At 36.1% G+C, this 18,385-nt stretch carries 11 protein-coding genes and 2 tRNA genes; 5 read left to right on the top strand and 8 right to left on the bottom strand.

Annotation, left to right across the window (positions count from 1 at the left end; genetic code table 11):
- Nucleotides 1-348: 348 nt before the first annotated feature.
- Nucleotides 349-425 (bottom strand) — tRNA-His (locus ACFINK_RS00065).
- Nucleotides 426-562: 137 nt separating this feature from the next.
- Nucleotides 563-1,645 (bottom strand): quinone-dependent dihydroorotate dehydrogenase, encoded by a 1,083-nt coding sequence (locus tag ACFINK_RS00060; RefSeq protein ID WP_375627812.1) that lies wholly within the window; start codon nt 1,643-1,645, stop codon nt 563-565.
- A gap of 1,316 nt (nt 1,646-2,961) precedes the next feature.
- Here ACFINK_RS00060 and mscL point away from each other — a divergent pair.
- Entirely contained in the window at nt 2,962-3,369 is a 408-nt protein-coding gene (mscL, locus tag ACFINK_RS00055; RefSeq protein ID WP_026500234.1) for a large conductance mechanosensitive channel protein MscL, read from the top strand.
- Nucleotides 3,370-3,387: 18 nt separating this feature from the next.
- Here mscL and ACFINK_RS00050 read toward each other — a convergent pair whose 3' ends face one another.
- Nucleotides 3,388-5,094, bottom strand: a complete 1,707-nt coding sequence (locus ACFINK_RS00050; RefSeq protein ID WP_375612060.1) for a PAS domain-containing sensor histidine kinase — start codon at nt 5,092-5,094, stop codon at nt 3,388-3,390.
- A gap of 1,154 nt (nt 5,095-6,248) precedes the next feature.
- Nucleotides 6,249-8,822, bottom strand: coding sequence for a DNA translocase FtsK (locus ACFINK_RS00045; RefSeq protein WP_375613712.1), 2,574 nt, complete (start codon nt 8,820-8,822; stop codon nt 6,249-6,251).
- Between the two features lie 478 nt (nt 8,823-9,300).
- On the opposite strand from ACFINK_RS00045, the gene ACFINK_RS00040 reads away from it, so the two are divergent.
- From ACFINK_RS00040 to rpoH, 3 genes are all read left to right on the top strand, one after another.
- Nucleotides 9,301-10,731 carry an aldehyde dehydrogenase family protein gene (locus tag ACFINK_RS00040; RefSeq protein WP_375637993.1) on the top strand — a complete coding sequence of 477 codons (1,431 nt, stop codon included), beginning with the start codon at nt 9,301-9,303 and terminating at the stop codon, nt 10,729-10,731.
- Nucleotides 10,732-10,760: 29 nt separating this feature from the next.
- Nucleotides 10,761-11,765, top strand: coding sequence for an RluA family pseudouridine synthase (locus ACFINK_RS00035; RefSeq protein WP_375613714.1), 1,005 nt, complete (start codon nt 10,761-10,763; stop codon nt 11,763-11,765).
- Between the two features lie 150 nt (nt 11,766-11,915).
- Nucleotides 11,916-12,800, top strand: a complete 885-nt coding sequence (gene rpoH, locus ACFINK_RS00030) for an RNA polymerase sigma factor RpoH (protein WP_273790355.1) — start codon at nt 11,916-11,918, stop codon at nt 12,798-12,800.
- A 203-nt stretch (nt 12,801-13,003) separates the two neighbouring features.
- Here the strand turns inward: rpoH and ACFINK_RS00025 are convergent, their stop codons facing one another.
- The 3 genes from ACFINK_RS00025 to ACFINK_RS00015 all read right to left on the bottom strand — a co-directional run bounded on the left by ACFINK_RS00025 (nt 13,004) and on the right by ACFINK_RS00015 (nt 17,499).
- Nucleotides 13,004-14,425 (bottom strand): hypothetical protein, encoded by a 1,422-nt coding sequence (locus ACFINK_RS00025; protein ID WP_375613715.1) that lies wholly within the window; start codon nt 14,423-14,425, stop codon nt 13,004-13,006.
- Between the two features lie 237 nt (nt 14,426-14,662).
- Nucleotides 14,663-15,952 carry an adenylosuccinate synthase gene (locus tag ACFINK_RS00020; protein ID WP_375613716.1) on the bottom strand — a complete coding sequence of 430 codons (1,290 nt, stop codon included), beginning with the start codon at nt 15,950-15,952 and terminating at the stop codon, nt 14,663-14,665.
- A gap of 383 nt (nt 15,953-16,335) precedes the next feature.
- The gene (locus ACFINK_RS00015) at nt 16,336-17,499 is read right to left on the bottom strand and encodes a phosphoserine transaminase (RefSeq protein ID WP_375637990.1); all 1,164 of its coding nucleotides are present in this window, start codon (nt 17,497-17,499) and stop codon (nt 16,336-16,338) included.
- Between the two features lie 400 nt (nt 17,500-17,899).
- Here ACFINK_RS00015 and ACFINK_RS00010 point away from each other — a divergent pair.
- Nucleotides 17,900-17,975: transfer RNA gene (locus ACFINK_RS00010), tRNA-Phe, on the top strand.
- 98 nt (nt 17,976-18,073) lie between these two features.
- On the opposite strand, the gene ACFINK_RS00005 is transcribed toward ACFINK_RS00010, so the two are convergent.
- Nucleotides 18,074-18,277, bottom strand: a complete 204-nt coding sequence (locus ACFINK_RS00005; protein ID WP_375606917.1) for a helix-turn-helix transcriptional regulator — start codon at nt 18,275-18,277, stop codon at nt 18,074-18,076.
- Between the last annotated feature and the right edge of the window lie 108 nt (nt 18,278-18,385).

Below are 18,385 nucleotides of genomic sequence, written 5' to 3'. Positions count from 1 at the left end.
TGCAAGCTTACTGTAAAAAAACAAAACCTTATAGGGGAATTATAGCGATTCTACTTAAACAGAGGCCTTAGGTTCGTATCACGCGCGCCACCCACAAGATGCATACCGACCAAAAATGAGCAATTTTATAACATATTGAAAAATAAATATAAATTGAGCGGAGACCTTTTTAAAAAAGTCTCCGCTCAATGAGACGTTTTGGCCATTTTGGGCGAAAAAGAGGAAAATACACCCGCGCAAGGCCTCGGCTCTGTTATCAGTCAAAGGCAAAAAACGCCGAAAACTGCGTCTTTTAACCGCTTTACAAAACACTGGAAAGGAGAATGAGAAAAGTTGTAAGGAAATCAATGGTACGGTTGGTGGGATTTGAACCTACGACCTCTGGTGCCACAAACCAGCGCTCTAACCAACTGAGCTACAACCGCATAAAATCAAATGTATCATAACTGTTCACGATTTCGTAAACATTTATTCTTTGCTTATGTGACATAAGGAAGATCAACAAAGTTTGCAAGCCCCTTTAAAAAAATCTCGCAATTTTTTGTGAAGAAAAAAGCGTTTTTTACAAAGGAAATTTTGCCCAATGCTCAAGACTATGATCACGATAGCCTTTTATGTTATCAACTCCATCTTGTTGCATCATCTGCAAAACCTCTTGCAGAATAGTTATGACAAGATTTGGACCTTCATAAACCATCCCACTATATAATTGAATCAAATCTGCACCAGCTTTTACTTTTTCCAAAGCAGTCTGTGCATCCTTTATACCGCCAACACCGATAATTGCAATCTCCTTCCCTAATTTTTGACGCATTTTTGCAAGCATAATAGTAGAACGCTCAAAGAGTGGACGTCCAGAAAGCCCACCCTCTTCATTACGGAAGTGACTATTGTTAAGACCTTGGCGTGAAAGAGTTGTGTTAGAAACAATGAGTCCATCAAAATCAGAAAGTTTTATTTCTTCAGCAACATCATCTAATTCTTTCTCTGATAAATCAGGAGAAATTTTTAAAAAAATGGGAATGGAGAATCCATGCTTGTTCTCTTGCTCATTTCGCGCTTGCGAAATTGCACTCAACAAAAGATGCAAACTGTCACGGGCCTGTAAATCACGTAAACCTGGTGTATTAGGAGAAGAAATATTAACCGTAAAATAATCAGCAACATCATAAAAATGAGCAATACCAACAGTATAATCATCAATCTTATCGACCGTATCCTTATTGGCTCCAATGTTGACTCCTATAACACCAGTTTTTTTACACGCATGCAATCTATTGTAAACAACTTGATGTCCGTCATTATTAAAGCCCATTCTATTAATAATCGCTTCATCTTCTTTTAAACGAAAAAGCCGTGGTTTAGGATTTCCAATCTGAGGCTTTGGTGTCACTGTCCCAATTTCAGTAAAACCAAATCCTAACCGAAAAATACCATCTACAACCTCTGCATTTTTATCAAACCCCGCTGCAAGACCAATAAAATTTTCAAACTCAAGACCAGCAACAGTTACACACAAACGTTTGTCGATAACCTTTTGACAACCATTTAATCCACTTTTCAGCCCAAGAATCGCTAAACCGTGTGCTTGCTCTGGATCCAACATAAATAAGGCAGAACGGCCAATACAACGAAAAAAACTCATCAATTCTTCTCCACAACATAAAAATGATCCATCGCACCTCACCTCTACCTTTTAACACAAAAGATTTCCAATCAAAGCAAGCATATTATCCAAATAATATTCCCCTTCTAGAAGAAAACTCATCACATAATAGCCATACATGTTTATATTGGTTATACTATGTAAAGAACTTTTTATTCTTAAAAAATGTTTCTCTTTTTCGACATTTTTTAAAGATTAAAATATGAATCCTAATCTTATAAAATTCAGCATGAATTGGAACATCAATGGCTCTTACCATAGTCATGGTTTTATGACGCCTTATGCAGGCACGCTCATAATTTTCTTAAAAATGCAGGCAAATTATCTCTATTCCCAAAGTTCCTTTGTGTAATATTGTTTTCAATAGAAACAAAGCTTGTTCTATAAAGCTATTTTTTCCTAGCATTTATAGGATACATAGTTCATAAAATCATCTAAATTCATACTATTGTTGCACTATTTATGAGCAACAGAATGTTCAATCAATTTGTACTCTATTGATAATCTGCGTTGTTTTCTTTGCCATTTCTGATGTATTAAATACAATTTTGCATCTATTAAGTGCTCTGCCTAACATATATTTTAAGTAATGACAGTTGATTATTGAACTCAAACATCATACCAACGACTTCCAAACCAAAATGATCTTGCAAACCCTAGAGCTCTGCTATTTATAAACTGATACAATCTTCCAGCAGATGAAATGTGTTTCTTCCATCCGAATTATCGCCATTTTAGCTCATGTAACCCAATACAAATAGCTTTTAGATAAGCCATAATGCCCTCCTAATTGCTATTATCGCTTACTAAATTAAGAGGAATTAAATTATAAGTTTTACTCCTGTCTCATCTATCTATTTCTTCTATCAGTGCTGAAATATATTTTTTATTCCTAAATTCTCTTTTTATGACAAAATGTTATGCTAATATATGTACTTCATTTGAAAAGCTTTCTGATAGCTCAACTTTCTACACTACTTATTTTGTGGTATTGTGTAAAAACCTCTCTTTTTAATGTTAACATAAAAATCTTGAGGCAATTATATAAATTAAGCTACAGTTTTCTACTTTCTGTTGAAAAAGCAGATATAGTTTTTATCAAAAAAGCTTTTTTCTAGGAAATATTCTATGTACATTCAAATAGAGCCCTAAAGCTCTTTATTAAACCTTATAAAGTTCTTTGAAAATAATATTAATATCGTAATATAATCCTAAAAATAAAATCTGCCCTTTCCTTTTTCATCAAAAGCGGTAAGTAAATTACCGTATATCGCTTATATAAAGGGGAAAATGCAATGCTTAAAGAATTCAAAGAATTTGCCCTAAAAGGTAATATGATTGATCTTGCTATCGGTGTGATTATAGGGGGTGCTTTTGGTAGCTTGGTCAACTCAATTGTCAATGATATTTTTATGCCAATCATTGGGCTGATTACAGGTGGGATTGATTTTTCTAATATGTTTATTCAACTTGCTGGCGAAAAACAAGCAACATTGAGTGCCGCCAAAGCAGCTGGAGCAACCATTAGCTATGGACACTTTATTACTTTACTCATCAATTTTCTCATTATTGCTTGGGTTCTTTTTTTATTCGTTAAGGCTATGAATAAAATTCGTAGAAAAGAAGAAGAAAGCCCCAAAAAAACGTCTTCAGAAGAACAACTTTTAACAGAAATTAGAGATCTTTTGGCTAAGAAAAAATAATTTTATGCAAGATTTACATCATGGAACACGAGGAAAAAACATTTCCACAGTTGTTCCATGATTGGGTTTTGAGAACAGTAAAAATTGTCCCCCTCTTTCTTCCACCATTGCTTTACACATTGGGAGGCCTAAACCTGTTCCCATAAAAGCGCTATCACCAGATCGTCCATCTTTGCGCTCTACTTGACCATAAGGTTGCAGTGCCTGTATAATCTCTTCTTCGTTCATCCCTATACCATTATCACTCACTGAAATTTTTACACGTTCTTTTCTATAAGAAACGTGAACAATAATCTGTCCACCCAAAGGTGTAAAACGAATAGCATTGGAAAGAAGATTCCATATAATCTGGCGAAACACTTGTTGTGATACAGGAATAAATGGAACGTGAGGTGGAGCAACAATACGCATGATAATGCCGTTCTGATTGGCTTGAGTTTCAAGAAAAGCTATCGTCGCACGTAAACAAGATATTACATCAAATGTTTCAGAAATAAGGGAAGAATCAATCTGGTTATCGGAACCAGAATAATTTATCTTCGAGCACTCTAGTAATTGATTAATCAGCAATAATATATGTTTTCCAGAGGAAATAATATCGCGTAAATATCCATGATAGCGCTCATTTTCTATCGAACCAAAACGGCCTTCTCTCATAATTTCTGCAAAACCAATAAGAGCATTCAAAGGTGTTCGTATTTCATGAACAACTCCAACGATTTTATCCTCTTCTGCTTTTTTTTCTCCTGATGGAACTGTTTGTGTCCTATCACGCAACATAACAGCATAATTGCCTTGCTTTACCAAAAATACAATCGTTATCAAAACGGTTATATTTTTATGATTTTTTGTCATTAAATCAGCGGTTTCACTGCGATTTAAAACCTGATTTTTTTCCTCCATACGGATTGATTTAAAATACTTTTCAACCAAAAGTCGGCTTTGCAAAGTAAATAATGAAGAGAATGGTTGTCCTCGTAGTTCATTTATTTCATAACCCATTAATGCTAAGGCTGCCCTACTCGCTGATTGAACAAAGCCCTCTTCATCCAACCATAAAACACCATCTGTTGCTGTATCCAACAATGATAAAACTGCAGCGGGCTCTTTTACGAGAGCTTGTTCTATAGCATTTACCGGCAATGTTTGTGCATATGGTAACTGAATAGCTGTTTCTTCAACTAAATTTTCTTCTTTTACCGATGAATTCAATTCATCACGCAATTGCTCTGCAATTTCACGAAAAGCTGAGCGTTCTATCTCCGTAAGACATAGCATTTCTGTTTCTAGCTTTTCATTTCTTTTTTCTTGGACTTTTTTTTGTATTTTTAAAACACCAAAGCCACGAAACCCCTTAAGCTGCTTTTTAACATCAAAAATTGGCAAAGCCGACAATTCAACATCAAGCCATTGTAAGCAACCATCAACAGGCCATTGAACAATCTCTTTACTCCAAGGCATAGCCGCTTCAATAAAACGACTGAGAACCAGATATCGATCATCATTAAATTGATGAGCAAGCTCATGAAAACTACACCCTAAAATAGAAGAAGAGAGAGGACCAACAACTTCAGCTAGCTCTTTTGAGACTTCACAAAACAAACCATTGTGATCGATTTCCCACGTAAAAGGCCGTGGCAAAAGCTCTGGTGTAAAACGAAAAGCTTCTTGCTGACATTTTAATTCATTTGTATTTAACTTTAACTCATCTGCTTTTAATGGCATAACTAAAACTAAAAAGTGTTGAATTTACTCTCAAATGAATAATGCTAATTTGTTTACAATTATCTATTCTGGTTAAAATAACTTGATATCTCATATCAATTGTCTGTAGCAAAATTTTGACTGTTTCATCAACAAAACAAGAATAAAAAGAAGCTTCCAGCTCTTGTTGCTTATTCACCCATTATGTAATAAATCTTGTTACAATAATGGTAACATCTCCCTCGCATAAATAGTACTCAAAAAGAATACACTTATTTTACACATTCATGCGCCTTTTTTGAAAAGATATCTCCCAAGATCCCCAAGCTTATTTTACGACGTCATCTGTAAATGGTGTAATGTAAAAGTCCCTATAGAGGATATCAAGGCATTGTGCATTACCATTTTTATACTTATAAAAGAGCTGGTTAGCACCATCATTATACTAATTTCAGCCCCTAATGTTATCAATAGTTCTCGGCATTTGAAGGCGTTCATAAGCAGCCTTTTTATTTTTTAACTTTTTTACTCCTACATTATTATGATACGCAAGAAAACGGTTTTAATTGTTTCAACAGAAACAGATTTGAAATGAGAAAATCTTACAATGTTTGAGACTTTTATTCACTGTGAATAATGATAAATTACTATAAATCAATATACTGCATTATCAAAATCTCTTTTTCAAATAAAGCTTCTCGTAAGAACATCTTTCTTGAGCCAATAATATCAAATGATAATAAATTCAGCGTGACGCTTTAAAGTATCCTATGCAACAGAACTTGCATATTGGGCATTTTTCTTATGATGCTCTCAATAATCTCCCAAAGATCTTTCTTTCATTAGAATCGCTACAAAAGAAAAAACAAAAAATATGCCACCGCACTATTTTATTAAAAAATTTCTCTGTAAAAAAGAGAACACAAATTATCTGTTTTCATATAAAGATTTGTTTAATTTCTTTATATTCCAGATCATTTAGAAATGTTAAAAACATCTCATAATCTCCTTTGATATCAGCTTGTTTACCTCATCAGAAGTCTTAATACAAAAGATCGCTTTTGCTTTATTACTCTCCATTTAAATTTTTAATATTATATAAAAAAATAAAACAAGCACATTTAAATAATAACTGTCAGATATTTAAAAAATTGCATATTTTTAAATGCGTTTGTTTATTTTCCTTCATTGAGTAAAATTTCACGTTTTCCAACATGATTAGCGGCTCCAACAATGCCTTTTTCTTCCATTCGCTCGACGAGAGAAGCTGCTTTATTATAGCCGATTGAAAGTCGGCGCTGAATATAAGATGTTGAACATTTTTTATCACGCATAACAATTTTTACAGCTTGGTTATAAAGTTCCTCACCCTCTTCATCAAAATTTTCTTCCTCAGAAATTTCAGCAGCTGAATCAGCAGAAGTATCCTCTTTGTTATCGTCTTCATTATCTGTTACCGTTGCTAAATAATCAGGTTTTCCTTGCATTTTAAGATGTGCAACGATGGATTCAACTTCTTCATCTGAGACAAAAGGTCCATGAACGCGCACAATGCGTCCACCACCTGCCATATGAAGCATATCCCCCTGACCTAAAAGCGTTTCAGCACCTTGTTCACCCAAGATCGTACGACTATCAATTTTTGATGTTACTTGAAAAGAAATGCGGGTAGGAAAGTTCGCTTTAATTGTACCTGTGATAACATCAACAGAAGGACGTTGTGTTGCCATAATAAGATGAATACCTGCCGCACGCGCCATTTGCGCTAAGCGCTGAATGGCATTCTCTATCTCTTTCCCTGCCACCATCATAAGATCAGCCATCTCATCAACAATCACAACAATATAAGGAAGCTGCGTGAGATCCATGGCTTCTTCATGATAAAGCATTTCCCCTGTTTCCTTATCAAAACCCGACTGAACAGTACACATGATTGTTTCGCCTTTTTGAGCTGCAAGTGCAACGCGTGCATTAAAACCATCAATATTACGCACACCCAACTTAGCCATTTTGCGATAACGCTCTTCCATTTCACGAACCGCCCATTTTAAAGCTGTTACTGCTTTTTTGGGATCTGTGACAACGGGTGTTAAAAGATGTGGAATGCCATCATAAACAGAAAGCTCTAACATTTTAGGATCAACCATGATCAAACGACATTGCTTTGGTGTCATACGATAAAGAATCGACAAAATCATTGTATTAATTGCAACAGACTTGCCTGATCCTGTTGTTCCTGCAACCAATAAATGAGGCATTTTTGCTAATTCTGCAATGACCGGTTCACCATTAATCCCCTTCCCCAAAGCAAGAGCAAGTTTAAATTCACTTTCACGAAAAGAACGTGTTTGGATTAATTCTCGTAAATAAACGGTTTCACGAACCGCATTGGGTAACTCAATCCCGATAACATTACGTCCAGGAATTACAGCAACGCGTGTAGAAATAGCAGACATAGAACGCGCAATATCATCAGAAAGATTAATAACGCGCGATGACTTTACGCCCGCGGCGGGTTCAAATTCATACATTGTTACCACTGGCCCTGGATGAACATGGATAACTTCACCCTTAATGCCAAAATCTTCCAAAACACTTTCCAAAAGTCCAGCACCACGTTCTAATGTTTCTTGAGGAATCATCGTACCTTCATGAAAAACAGGTTCCTGTAATAAGTTGATCGGAGGAAATTCATAAACATCACAGTCAATAGATTGAATATTTTGCATAAAAGCAGAATCATAATTACCTAATGGCATACGAGTAGATTGCAATGTTTTATTTTTACTGTTTGCTTGCATCACAGAAAAATCTTTTGAATTCTTTGTGACGGCTTTGTTTATACAATCAACAGTATTATTGGCGACAGTATTATTGCTATTTTCAGTCTCTATACTCGCCCCTGCATCGCTTAACGCGCCTGTATTACTTAACGTATGAGCAGAATCTTCAACAGAAAGATTAGAATGACTCTCTTTAGTAGTATCATTATTTGTATGCATTAAATCAGAAATTTTCTCAACACCTCGCATCCTTTCCGCTGGAGATTCTGATGTAATTGAATCATAGAGTTGTGGAAAGCGGTATTCAAGAACACGGTAAAGAGCCGTTATTGACTCATCAAAGGCTGTGGGAATATCTGGTGTAATTTCATTTGTCGTATCAATTGATATTCCATCCTCTTTTGAAGTTTGAGTCTCCACATGTTCAAATATCAAAGATTCACACTCAAAAAATGCATCATCGGAAAGATGCAAAGCAGGTTTTATTTTTTGTAGCACATTTTCCACTTGTAATTTACGTTCTTGTTTATCCTCCTCAAGTGGAATATTTGCTGACGGCATACGAGTAGTTTGACGTGACAACTGCTTCAAAACCGTTGAATGACAAACTGATGTTTTATTCTCTATTGATTGAGGATTAATGACTTTTTTTGTCGAAAGAATATTTGTTGTTTTCTTGTTACAACGTACAATATCTGTATCTGTAATTTTTTTTTGATCTTGCTTCGTAAAAATTTTAAACTGTTTTGCAAAAACTGGATCTGTTTCTATACGACGACGCAAAATCTCAACTTCTGGGGTTCTCGTGAAACGGACGTTTTTTCCGAGGGCAAATGCCTTTTTCCACACTTCCGGATAAGGAAATATCTCAGTAATCTTAACAGATAAATCTTCTCTTGATGCACCTTTTGTACCATCATCAGAAAAAGAAGACGTAGAAATAGATTTTGTTTTCGAATTATGCATGGCACCCAACAAATTTATAGCAATGAGAAAAATAACCTTTTCAAAAAGAATTCGTAGAAACTATCATACGAAGGTTAATAACCTTTTGCTGATGGTTACTTTTTAATGAAAAAAATAGTGCCATAATGCATATTCATAATCTGCCTTTTGCATATTTACGATATAAATTGCCTAGTTTATGGTGTCATAGAGCGCGTATTTCATTTGTTTTGAAGAAAACTTCATGATAAAAAAACTTCAAGAAAATTGTCTATGCCTCTCTTTCTCTCCCTTTTCATAAAAGAAACTAGTCTCAATAATACAATAAGCATTGCTCTATTGAATTCTCCATGCTCAATTATCACGATATAATCTAATTTCTCACGTTTTTATAAGATTATCCTTGTTATCCTCGTTTAAAAAGGCTTAGACTAAGACAATCATAATTACATAAATATAAATATAAATATAAATATAAATAGAAAAAAGGGAGTGAATTATGTTTAATAAACGGAAATTTTATATCAATGGTCTATGGGATGAGCCAAGCACTCCTCACGATTTTGACGTCATTAATCCATCAACAGAGGAGGCTTGTGCTGTCATTAGCCTTGGAAGTACAAAAGATGCTGATAAAGCAATTAATGCGGCTAAAGAAGCCTTTCAAAAATGGAAAACAACATCACCAAATGAGCGTCTTGGATTTGTTGAAAAAATTCTAGAGATCTACGAAAAACGTTCCAAAGACATGGCAAAAACCATTTCAATGGAAATGGGAGCACCAATTGATATGGCGCTTAATGCGCAAACTGCAACCGGAAGTTCCCATATTCGCAATTTTATCGAAGCTTATAAAGAGTTTTCGTTCCAAGAAACTTTAATAAAGGGAAATGAGCAAGCAATCCTTCACTACGATCCTATCGGCGTCGTAGGATTAATTACGCCATGGAATTGGCCCATGAATCAAGTAACTCTTAAAGTTATTCCTGCTCTCTTGGCTGGCTGTACCATGGTGTTAAAGCCCTCTGAAATTGCGCCTCTTTCTGCTATGCTTTTTGCTGAATTTTTAGATGAAGCCGCACTTCCAGCCGGTGTTTTTAATTTAATCAATGGTGATGGTGCGACTGTCGGCTCTTACCTCTCTGCACATTCAGATTTAGAAATGATCAGCTTTACTGGTTCAACTAGAGCAGGAAAAGATATTTCTAAAAATGCCAGCGCTACTTTAAAAAGAGTCTGTCTGGAACTTGGGGGAAAAGGAGCGAATATTATCTTTGCTGATGCCGACTCAGATGCTGTTCAACGTGGTGCACGACATTGCTTTTATAATAGTGGACAAAGTTGTAATGCACCAACTCGTATGCTTGTGGAACAGAGCATCTATGACAAAGCCGTGAAAATAGCCAAAGATATTGCAGAAACAACAAAAGTAGGACCAAACTGCCAAGAAGGAAATCATATTGGGCCCGTTGTTTCAAAAAAACAATATGATAAAATTCAAGATCTTATCCAATCGGGAATTGATGAAGGTGCAACTCTTGTTGCAGGCGGGACTGGTTTACCGAAAGGAATGGAACGCGGTTATTATGTCCGTCCAACAGTCTTTGCTGATGTAAAACCTCATATGCGTATTTTTAAAGAAGAAATCTTTGGTCCAGTTCTCTCGATTCTTTCTTTTAGTACAGAAGAAGAAGCCATCGCTTTAGCGAATGAGACTGAGTATGGTCTTACAAACTATATTCAATCGCAAGATCGCAACAAATATCGTCGTATTGCGGCACAAGTACGCTCTGGTATGGTAGAAGTTAATGGATATGGATTACCCAGTGGAAGCTACTTTGGAGGTGTAAAATTTTCTGGGCGCGCTCGTGAAGGAGGACATTGGGGAATTAAAGAATTTCTCGATAGTAAAGCAATTTCGTACTGGTAAAATCTTATTAAAAACTTAATAGGAATCGTATGGTAATACAGAAAATAACGGATGAAGGTGCTCTTGGGCAACGTCTTGATCAGTGGCTCGCAAAACAATATCATGATGTGCTCTCACGTTCGCGTTTGCAAACTCTCATCCGTGAAGGCTGTCTTAAAATTGATGGTCAATTCATAAAGGAACCCAAAATAAAATTAAAACCTAACCAAATAATTGAATTGGAAATGCCGGACCTTCGTGATGCAGAACCTAGCGCTGAAGCCATTGCATTGGACATTCTTTTTGAAGATGATCATGTCATTGTTATTAACAAACCAGCCGGTCTTGTTGTTCATCCTGGGAATGGCAATTGGACCGGTACATTGGTTAATGCCCTTATTTACCACTGTGGGAATAGTTTATCTGGTATAGGTGGTGTTAAACGCCCTGGTATTGTCCATCGTCTTGATAAAAATACAAGCGGTGTCATGGTTGTTGCAAAAAATGATCTAGCTCATAAAAGTCTCAGTGCTCAATTTTCTGATCATGGACGTACCTGCGCATTAGATCGACGCTACCATGCCTTGATTTGGGGAACACCTCAGCGCAATGTCTGGACAATTGATGCATCACTTGGCCGTTCGCCCCATAACCGGACAAAGCAAGCTGTCATCCATAACCAAAACCCTTATGCTCGTCATGCTGTTACACATGTTTCTCTGCTTGAAAAATATGGCTCTCATGCAGACTCAACATCTTTTGCTAGCCTTCTGGAATGTCGCTTGGAAACTGGACGCACCCATCAAATCCGTGTTCATATGACTCATATTGGGCATCCACTCATAGGCGATACAGTTTATGGAAACGCTTTTAAAACAAAATCAAACACATTCAACTCCACTATTAGAAATGCAATCGATCAATTCAACCGACATGCACTCCATGCTGCAAGTCTTACTTTTGAACATCCTTCTACCGGTAAAGTTATGTCGTTTTCCGCACCACTGCCTCAAGATATGGCTAAACTTATTAAACTTTTTAAAAAAATGAATTGAAACTTTTCCCCTTCTCAAGATTTCACAATAAAATATCTTTTTTTGAACAAAATTGAAAAATATGCTAGAGTGAGGTTATGAGGATAGTTAGCTATCTAAAACATAGAATTTGCCTTATCAGGGAATTCAAACAAAAGGAGGGTGCTATATATGGCCCATATGAATTTATTATCAGTAATGACAGGTGATGGTGGTTTAAACCGTTACTTGGAAGAAGTGCGTCGTTTTCCAATGCTTGAGCCAAAAGAAGAATATATGTTAGCTCAGCGTTACCGTGAGCATAATGATCTAAAAGCTGCGCATAGGCTAGTAACCAGCCATTTGCGTCTCGTAGCTAAAATCGCGATGGGATATCGGGGCTACGGACTTCCCATTGGGGAAGTCATTTCAGAAGGCAATGTTGGACTCATGCAAGCTGTTAAACGTTTCGAACCAGAGCGGGGTTTTCGTCTTGCAACCTATGCAATATGGTGGATTAAAGCATCAATCCAAGAATATGTATTGCGCTCTTGGAGTTTGGTGAAAATGGGGACAACAGCTAATCAAAAGCGTTTGTTTTTCAACCTTCGTAAGTTAAAAAGTAAACTTCAAGCACTTGATAGTGGCGATCTCAATGCAGAACAAGTGAAAAAAATTGCAATCCAGTTGAATGTCACAGAAGATGAAGTTGTATCAATGAATCGTAGGCTTGGTGGTGACACTTCACTCAACGCACCAATTCGAACAAAAGAAGGGGAAAACAGTGAGTTGCAAGATTGGTTGGTGGATGAATCTAACGATCAAGAACAAATTTTAATTGAAAAAAGTGAATTAGAAAATCGCCGTTCCATGCTCATAAATGCCATGGACAATCTCAATGAACGCGAAAAGCGTATATTTAAAGCGCGTCGTTTAAACGATGTACCACTAACCCTAGAAGAACTCTCTGGTGAATTTAATATTAGTCGAGAACGAGTAAGACAAATTGAAATGCGTGCATTTGAAAAAGTGCAAAACTCTATCAAAGATTCTACTTTATCTCAAAGTCAAGTATAAAACCTAGAGTTAAGTATAAAGCCAATGGTTTGCACATTCTTTAAATGTGAAAATGAAAAAAAGCATGCCTTGGCTTTATACTTGTAAATTAGCCTATAGAATTCTTTAAGTTATTGATATCTAAAGCTTTATTGAATATATTTGGTATATAATTGATAAAGACGGTCGTAGAAAATTCTTCACAGCCGTTTATTTTTTTGCATCTATGTTTTATTTTGTTGACCAAGAACTGTTAACTTATCTTGTTGTGCAAGCCATTGTCCAATAACTTCATTAAAAATAGACTTACCTGTTGGTCCTTTTGCAAAGGTTAATTCACTTATACGCCCGTTTTTATCCGTTAACACCAAACGCATCCAATCTAATTCTCGCATCAATTGTAAATTTCGATCAAGAAATGGATGATTTCCACTCAATGCGACAAGAAAAAAGTCATCGTTAATCTTTGCAGCAATGGTTCTTGTTAAAGCCTGTCCAATGGATTGTTCACTTGCTTTAAAGGTTAATGCTTGAACATTGCTTATAGCTTTACCTGAAAATTTATCCGAAAGAATAAAAATAAGGTCCATAATATATGAAGCAGGAAATGACTGATCGGTATTACGACGTAAAATTAACCGTAATGATATCCCTTCATCAGGAATTGTTATATCACCTTGTATAGTTGTTTCTTCTGGAGACCCCTTCACTTGAGACTCTTTTATAAGTGTCCAGCGAGCACTTCCCGTTGCTATCTTTTCTGCATCATAATTTGTACGTGCTTGATAGAAAACAGCTTCACCTGATGTTTCAAGCGATTGCAAATTGCTATCAACAACTGTTGAGAATACTTCTTCATCCGAAGAATCTATCGCTTGTTTTAAACCAACATCAATTTCACTTCCATCCTCTAATAAGCGTTGTGTTAACTTTCTCTTAATTGGAAATGCCTTTGGTACTCTGTGAGAAGCTTGAAGATTTTCTTCTAAAAACTGATGATCATTTGATACAAATACACGCTCACCAACAAAAAAAATACCAACAAGTAAAACAACAAAACTAACAACAGAAACAGCACTTATCACAATACGCCTTTGCACTAACGATTTATTAGCACGACGTAAAGCCTGAGAAAAAATGTGCGAAACAATATGCGGATTATCTTCCTGCGAAGGAGAAATCTTTAACACACTGCTATTAACATGCTGAGAAGGCACATCAGCCTCCATATTAACAGGCTCTGCATCTGGTATATCTGATACACAAAGCTCAACAAATACCTTGTTATCCTTTGAACGTGTAACAAAATCTTGCTTTCTTTTTATGTTTACCTCTGACAATTCATTATTCTTTGGTAATATAGTTTTTTTTGTATATTTCTTATCTTCATTTATATTTGTGGGATTCCAACCAATAACTGAAGAAAGCCGTTTCTTTTCAACTGCTAAATATTCTCCTTCAACAGTTGCAATAGAACTTTGAAGAATCTTTCTTTGTTCATCCGCTATTGCTTGTGGTATTTTTGCTGTTACAAATTGATGTTCTAGTGTTTCGGTAGCCCGCTTATAAATCCGCTTACGCACTTGTGGTGTAATATTATTTTGTGCATTAATTGTCTTTTTTAAGATTCCAACGAAATCTACCATTTCCTCTATAATCTCTCTTAAACTGAGAAAAAATCAATAGTAAAGCCAAAAAACTTTATTTTAGCCTTCTAAATTGGTTGCCATTTAATATTGGTACAACTATTGCAATAATGTAAAATGAATATGAAAAATAAACAATGCTATTTTGCACCTTTCTTTTACGTGCTCTTAAAAACTTTTTTTGTAAAAAGATACAAAAACGAACAGAGAACATATATAGAAATCTAAAAACAATAATCAATTAACAAAGGGATCCGTAATAAGAATAGTATCTTCACGCTCTGGACTTGTGGATAATAAAGCCACTTTTGTATTAATCAGTTCTTCAATATAGCGTATATATTTAATAGCCTGCACTGGTAAATCTTCCCACCTCAATGCATGTGCTGTTTCTTCCTTCCAACCTTCTAATGTTGCATAAATAGGCTTCACCCGATCCTGAGCTCCCATGGAAGAAGGTAAATAATCAATCCTTTTACCATCAAGCTCATAACCAATACAAATTTTTATTTCATCCAAACCATCTAAAACATCAAGTTTTGTCAATGCTATACCTTGAACACCGCAAATTGTTACCATCTGACGTACTAAGACAGCATCAAACCAACCACATCGACGCTTTCGACCCGTTACAACACCAAATTCATGTCCACGCACTCCCAGAAATTCACCAATATCATTTATCTGCTCTGTCGGGAACGGCCCTTCTCCAACGCGTGTAGTATAAGCTTTTGCAATACCCAAAACATAATGGATTGCATCAGGTCCCATCCCCGAACCTGTACATGCTTGCCCAGCAACTGTATTAGATGACGTTACATAAGGATAAGTTCCAAAATCATTATCTAATAAAGCACCTTGCGCACCTTCAAAAAGAATGTGTTTCCCTCCTCGATAACCTTCATCTAAAAGACGCCACGTACAATCCATAAAGGGCAAAATTTTATCCGCAACTTGCATCAATTCATCATAAAGTGCTCGAGAATCAATCTCTGCAACACCCATCCCACGACGCAAAGCATTATGATGCCTCAAAAGCCGCTCAATCTTAGCCATAAGTGTATCTTTTTCTGCTAAATCCATCACTCGGATAGCACGACGTCCCACCTTATCTTCATAAGCCGGTCCAATACCGCGCTTTGTTGTACCAATCTTTAAACCAGATAAACCGCTTTCTCGAATTGCATCAAGATCACGATGCAAAGAAAGAATCAAAGGAGCATTTTCAGCAATACGCAAAATTTCTGGTGTGATTTTTACACCCTGATTACATAGTTTTTTTACTTCTGCAACAAAATGATGAGGGTCAACAACAACACCATTACCAATAATTGATAACTTGCCACGCACTAAACCAGACGGTAAAAGTGATAATTTATAACTGACTCCATCAACAACCAATGTATGGCCAGCATTATGCCCCCCCTGATATCTCACCACGATATCTGCTCGCTCAGACAACCAATCTACAATTTTACCTTTGCCTTCATCACCCCATTGTGTACCGACAACAACTACATTGGCCATAACTTTCTCCGTCGTGTTTGGTCAAAAAAACCAGCATTCAAAAACAAACTCTTCTTTATAACGAAACCTTAGAGCAAGTGCGACTCCTCATTTCAGATTTTTCTCAATCTTCAAGTGATTAAATTTTCAAATTTATGATAATAAAGATAAGCAAATACCCAAATATTTTAAATCTGTCATTTTCGCTACAAAAAGTAAAAACATTAGAGATTTTAATTTGTGCGTATCCAACACCTGACAAAGCATTCATTCCCCGTCTTAATCTTTTACAATTCATGTAATATTTAGAGGCTGTTTGTCTGATACAAGAATACGAAAGATCATCATAATCTCTCGTATCCTTTTTTGTTTAAAAACACGTTGTGAAAATCAACAGTAATTATTTAAAGCTGTGCTTTTTCAACTTGGAACGCCCACTCAAGCCATTGTGTTAAAATTTCAAGATCGGAAGCCTCAATTGTTATACCCGCCCAAATTCGAAGCCCAGGAGGAGCATCGCGATACGAACCGATATCATAAGCAACCCCTTCCTCATCAAGACGCTTCACAACCGCTTTTATAAAAGATACTCGCTTTTCCGTATCCAAAGCAGTAATCACTGGATCCACAATATCTAAACAAATAGCGGTGTTAGAACGCACTTCAGGATCTTTTACCAAATATTCTAACCATGGCGTTTTGCGAACAAAAGCATCAAGTACAGAAAAATTTTTCTCAACCCTTGCTCTTAATGCCGCTGCACCTCCTAGAGATTTTGCCCACTTCAACCCATCAAGAAAATCCTCAACACAAAGCATAGAAGGTGTATTGATGATCTTTCCTTTAAAAATATCTTCGTTCAATTTTCCATTTTTTGTCATATAGAAAAGTTGGGGCATAGGCCAAGCTGGAACATGATTCTCAAGCCTCTCAACAGCACGAGGACTTAAAATCACCATACCATGTGCAGCCTCACCTCCCAAAACTTTCTGCCATGAAAAAGTAACAACATCTAATTTTGAAAAATCAAGATATTGCGCAAAAGCTGCCGATGTTGCATCACAAATGGTCAATCCAGCCCGCTTATGCGGAATGAAATCCGCATTAGGAATACGCACACCAGAAGTTGTCCCATTCCATGTAAAAACAACATCCCGATCAAAGTCAAGTTGTGTTAAATCTGGTATTTCACCATAAGGAGCTTCAAAACGACGCACATCAGAAAGCTTTAATTGCTCGACAACATCTTTATTCCACCCAAACCCAAAACTTTCCCACGCTGCCATATCAATGCCACGCTCACCTAATAGAGACCATAGAGCAGCCTCAACAGCACCGGTATCTGATCCTGGCATAATTCCTATACGATGATCAGAAGGAACCTCAAGAATCTCACGGGTTAAATTAACAACTTCAGCAAGTTTTAATTCTGCTTCTCTAGATCTATGTGAACGCCCAACTAATGCATTTTTAAGAACATCAAGAGTCCAACCAGGCCGTTTGCTACAAGGGCCTGAAGAAAAATTAGTATTATTGGGACGATTACTTGGTTTTTGTAACATTATCATTATTTCTCCCCTTTTAGATGTTTTTCTTTCTTTATAAAGAAAAACAAATTATTATAAAGACTAATCAATAATCTTTTTAGAAAAAAGTCAAAAATGTTGTCTCTTATTTCGTATGCTTAAAATTTAGGGAAACTTTATAAAAAAATCTTTCTTAATCATTCTTCTCGATTGATTCTTTTAATTTTTTTTCGTATCACCACCACGATAAGACAGCATTCTAATAACAATACACTAAAGTGTCCAATATACCTATCAAATTTATTTTATGATAAAGATTCATTGATAACGCTCTAGAATAGGGAGATAAACTTATTAAAAAATCAATTATTTTTCTTTTGATGACTGGACAGAGAAAATTTTAATGTTATAACCGCAAACGCTTTATGTTTTTTTGAAGCATGCCCAGATAGCTCAGTTGGTAGAGCAGCGGACTGAAAATCCGCGTGTCCGTGGTTCGAATCCGCGTCTGGGCACCACTTTTTTGTTTAAAATATTGAAATATATAGATTTTTTCTTTAAAGAGCTATTTTAAGACCAACTTTTAGACCACCTTCTACGGTTTATATAATTTTACCTAATTTGTTCTTATTTGCTCCGTATTTTTCTTTGGAGTAAAAGCTAGGATCTCTTTTTTTCTCCATCTCACTGCTCTCCCTAGCTTATATGGCTCCGGAAACAACCCCTGAAGCACCCAATTGCGAATCGTTGTTGTGGATACACTAAAAAGCTGTGCACACTCACGTGTCGTTACATATCTATCTCCATCATCAAATATCATCTCATTACCTTTCTCTTTTTTATATTAATTAAATGGGTGGGAGTGCTGGGAGGAGAGAGCACCCCCATAGGTTTAAGCAGCTTTTGCCAAAATCTTTTGCATCTCTTG

The organism is Bartonella sp. AA16NXGY, assembly GCF_042197325.1.
Classification (GTDB): Bacteria; Pseudomonadota; Alphaproteobacteria; order Rhizobiales; family Rhizobiaceae; genus Bartonella.
Note: the sequence above shows the minus strand (reverse complement) of the source record. Positions and strands in the feature narration are given on the sequence as shown.

Excerpts from the sequence above, each read along its gene's own strand:
- ACFINK_RS00050 (WP_375612060.1), bottom strand. The coding sequence starts at position 5,094 with ATGCCATTAAAAGCAGATGAGTTAAAGTTAAATACAAATGAATTAAAA.
- ACFINK_RS00015 (WP_375637990.1), bottom strand. The coding sequence starts at position 17,499 with ATGATAATGTTACAAAAACCAAGTAATCGTCCCAATAATACTAATTTT.
- ACFINK_RS00005 (WP_375606917.1), bottom strand. The coding sequence starts at position 18,277 with ATGATATTTGATGATGGAGATAGATATGTAACGACACGTGAGTGTGCA.
- ACFINK_RS00035 (WP_375613714.1), top strand. The coding sequence starts at position 10,761 with ATGGTAATACAGAAAATAACGGATGAAGGTGCTCTTGGGCAACGTCTT.
- ACFINK_RS00045 (WP_375613712.1), bottom strand. The coding sequence starts at position 8,822 with ATGCATAATTCGAAAACAAAATCTATTTCTACGTCTTCTTTTTCTGAT.
- ACFINK_RS00025 (WP_375613715.1), bottom strand. The coding sequence starts at position 14,425 with ATGGTAGATTTCGTTGGAATCTTAAAAAAGACAATTAATGCACAAAAT.
- mscL (WP_026500234.1), top strand. The coding sequence starts at position 2,962 with ATGCTTAAAGAATTCAAAGAATTTGCCCTAAAAGGTAATATGATTGAT.
- rpoH (WP_273790355.1), top strand. The coding sequence starts at position 11,916 with ATGGCCCATATGAATTTATTATCAGTAATGACAGGTGATGGTGGTTTA.
- ACFINK_RS00060 (WP_375627812.1), bottom strand. The coding sequence starts at position 1,645 with ATGAGTTTTTTTCGTTGTATTGGCCGTTCTGCCTTATTTATGTTGGAT.
- ACFINK_RS00040 (WP_375637993.1), top strand. The coding sequence starts at position 9,301 with ATGTTTAATAAACGGAAATTTTATATCAATGGTCTATGGGATGAGCCA.
- ACFINK_RS00020 (WP_375613716.1), bottom strand. The coding sequence starts at position 15,952 with ATGGCCAATGTAGTTGTTGTCGGTACACAATGGGGTGATGAAGGCAAA.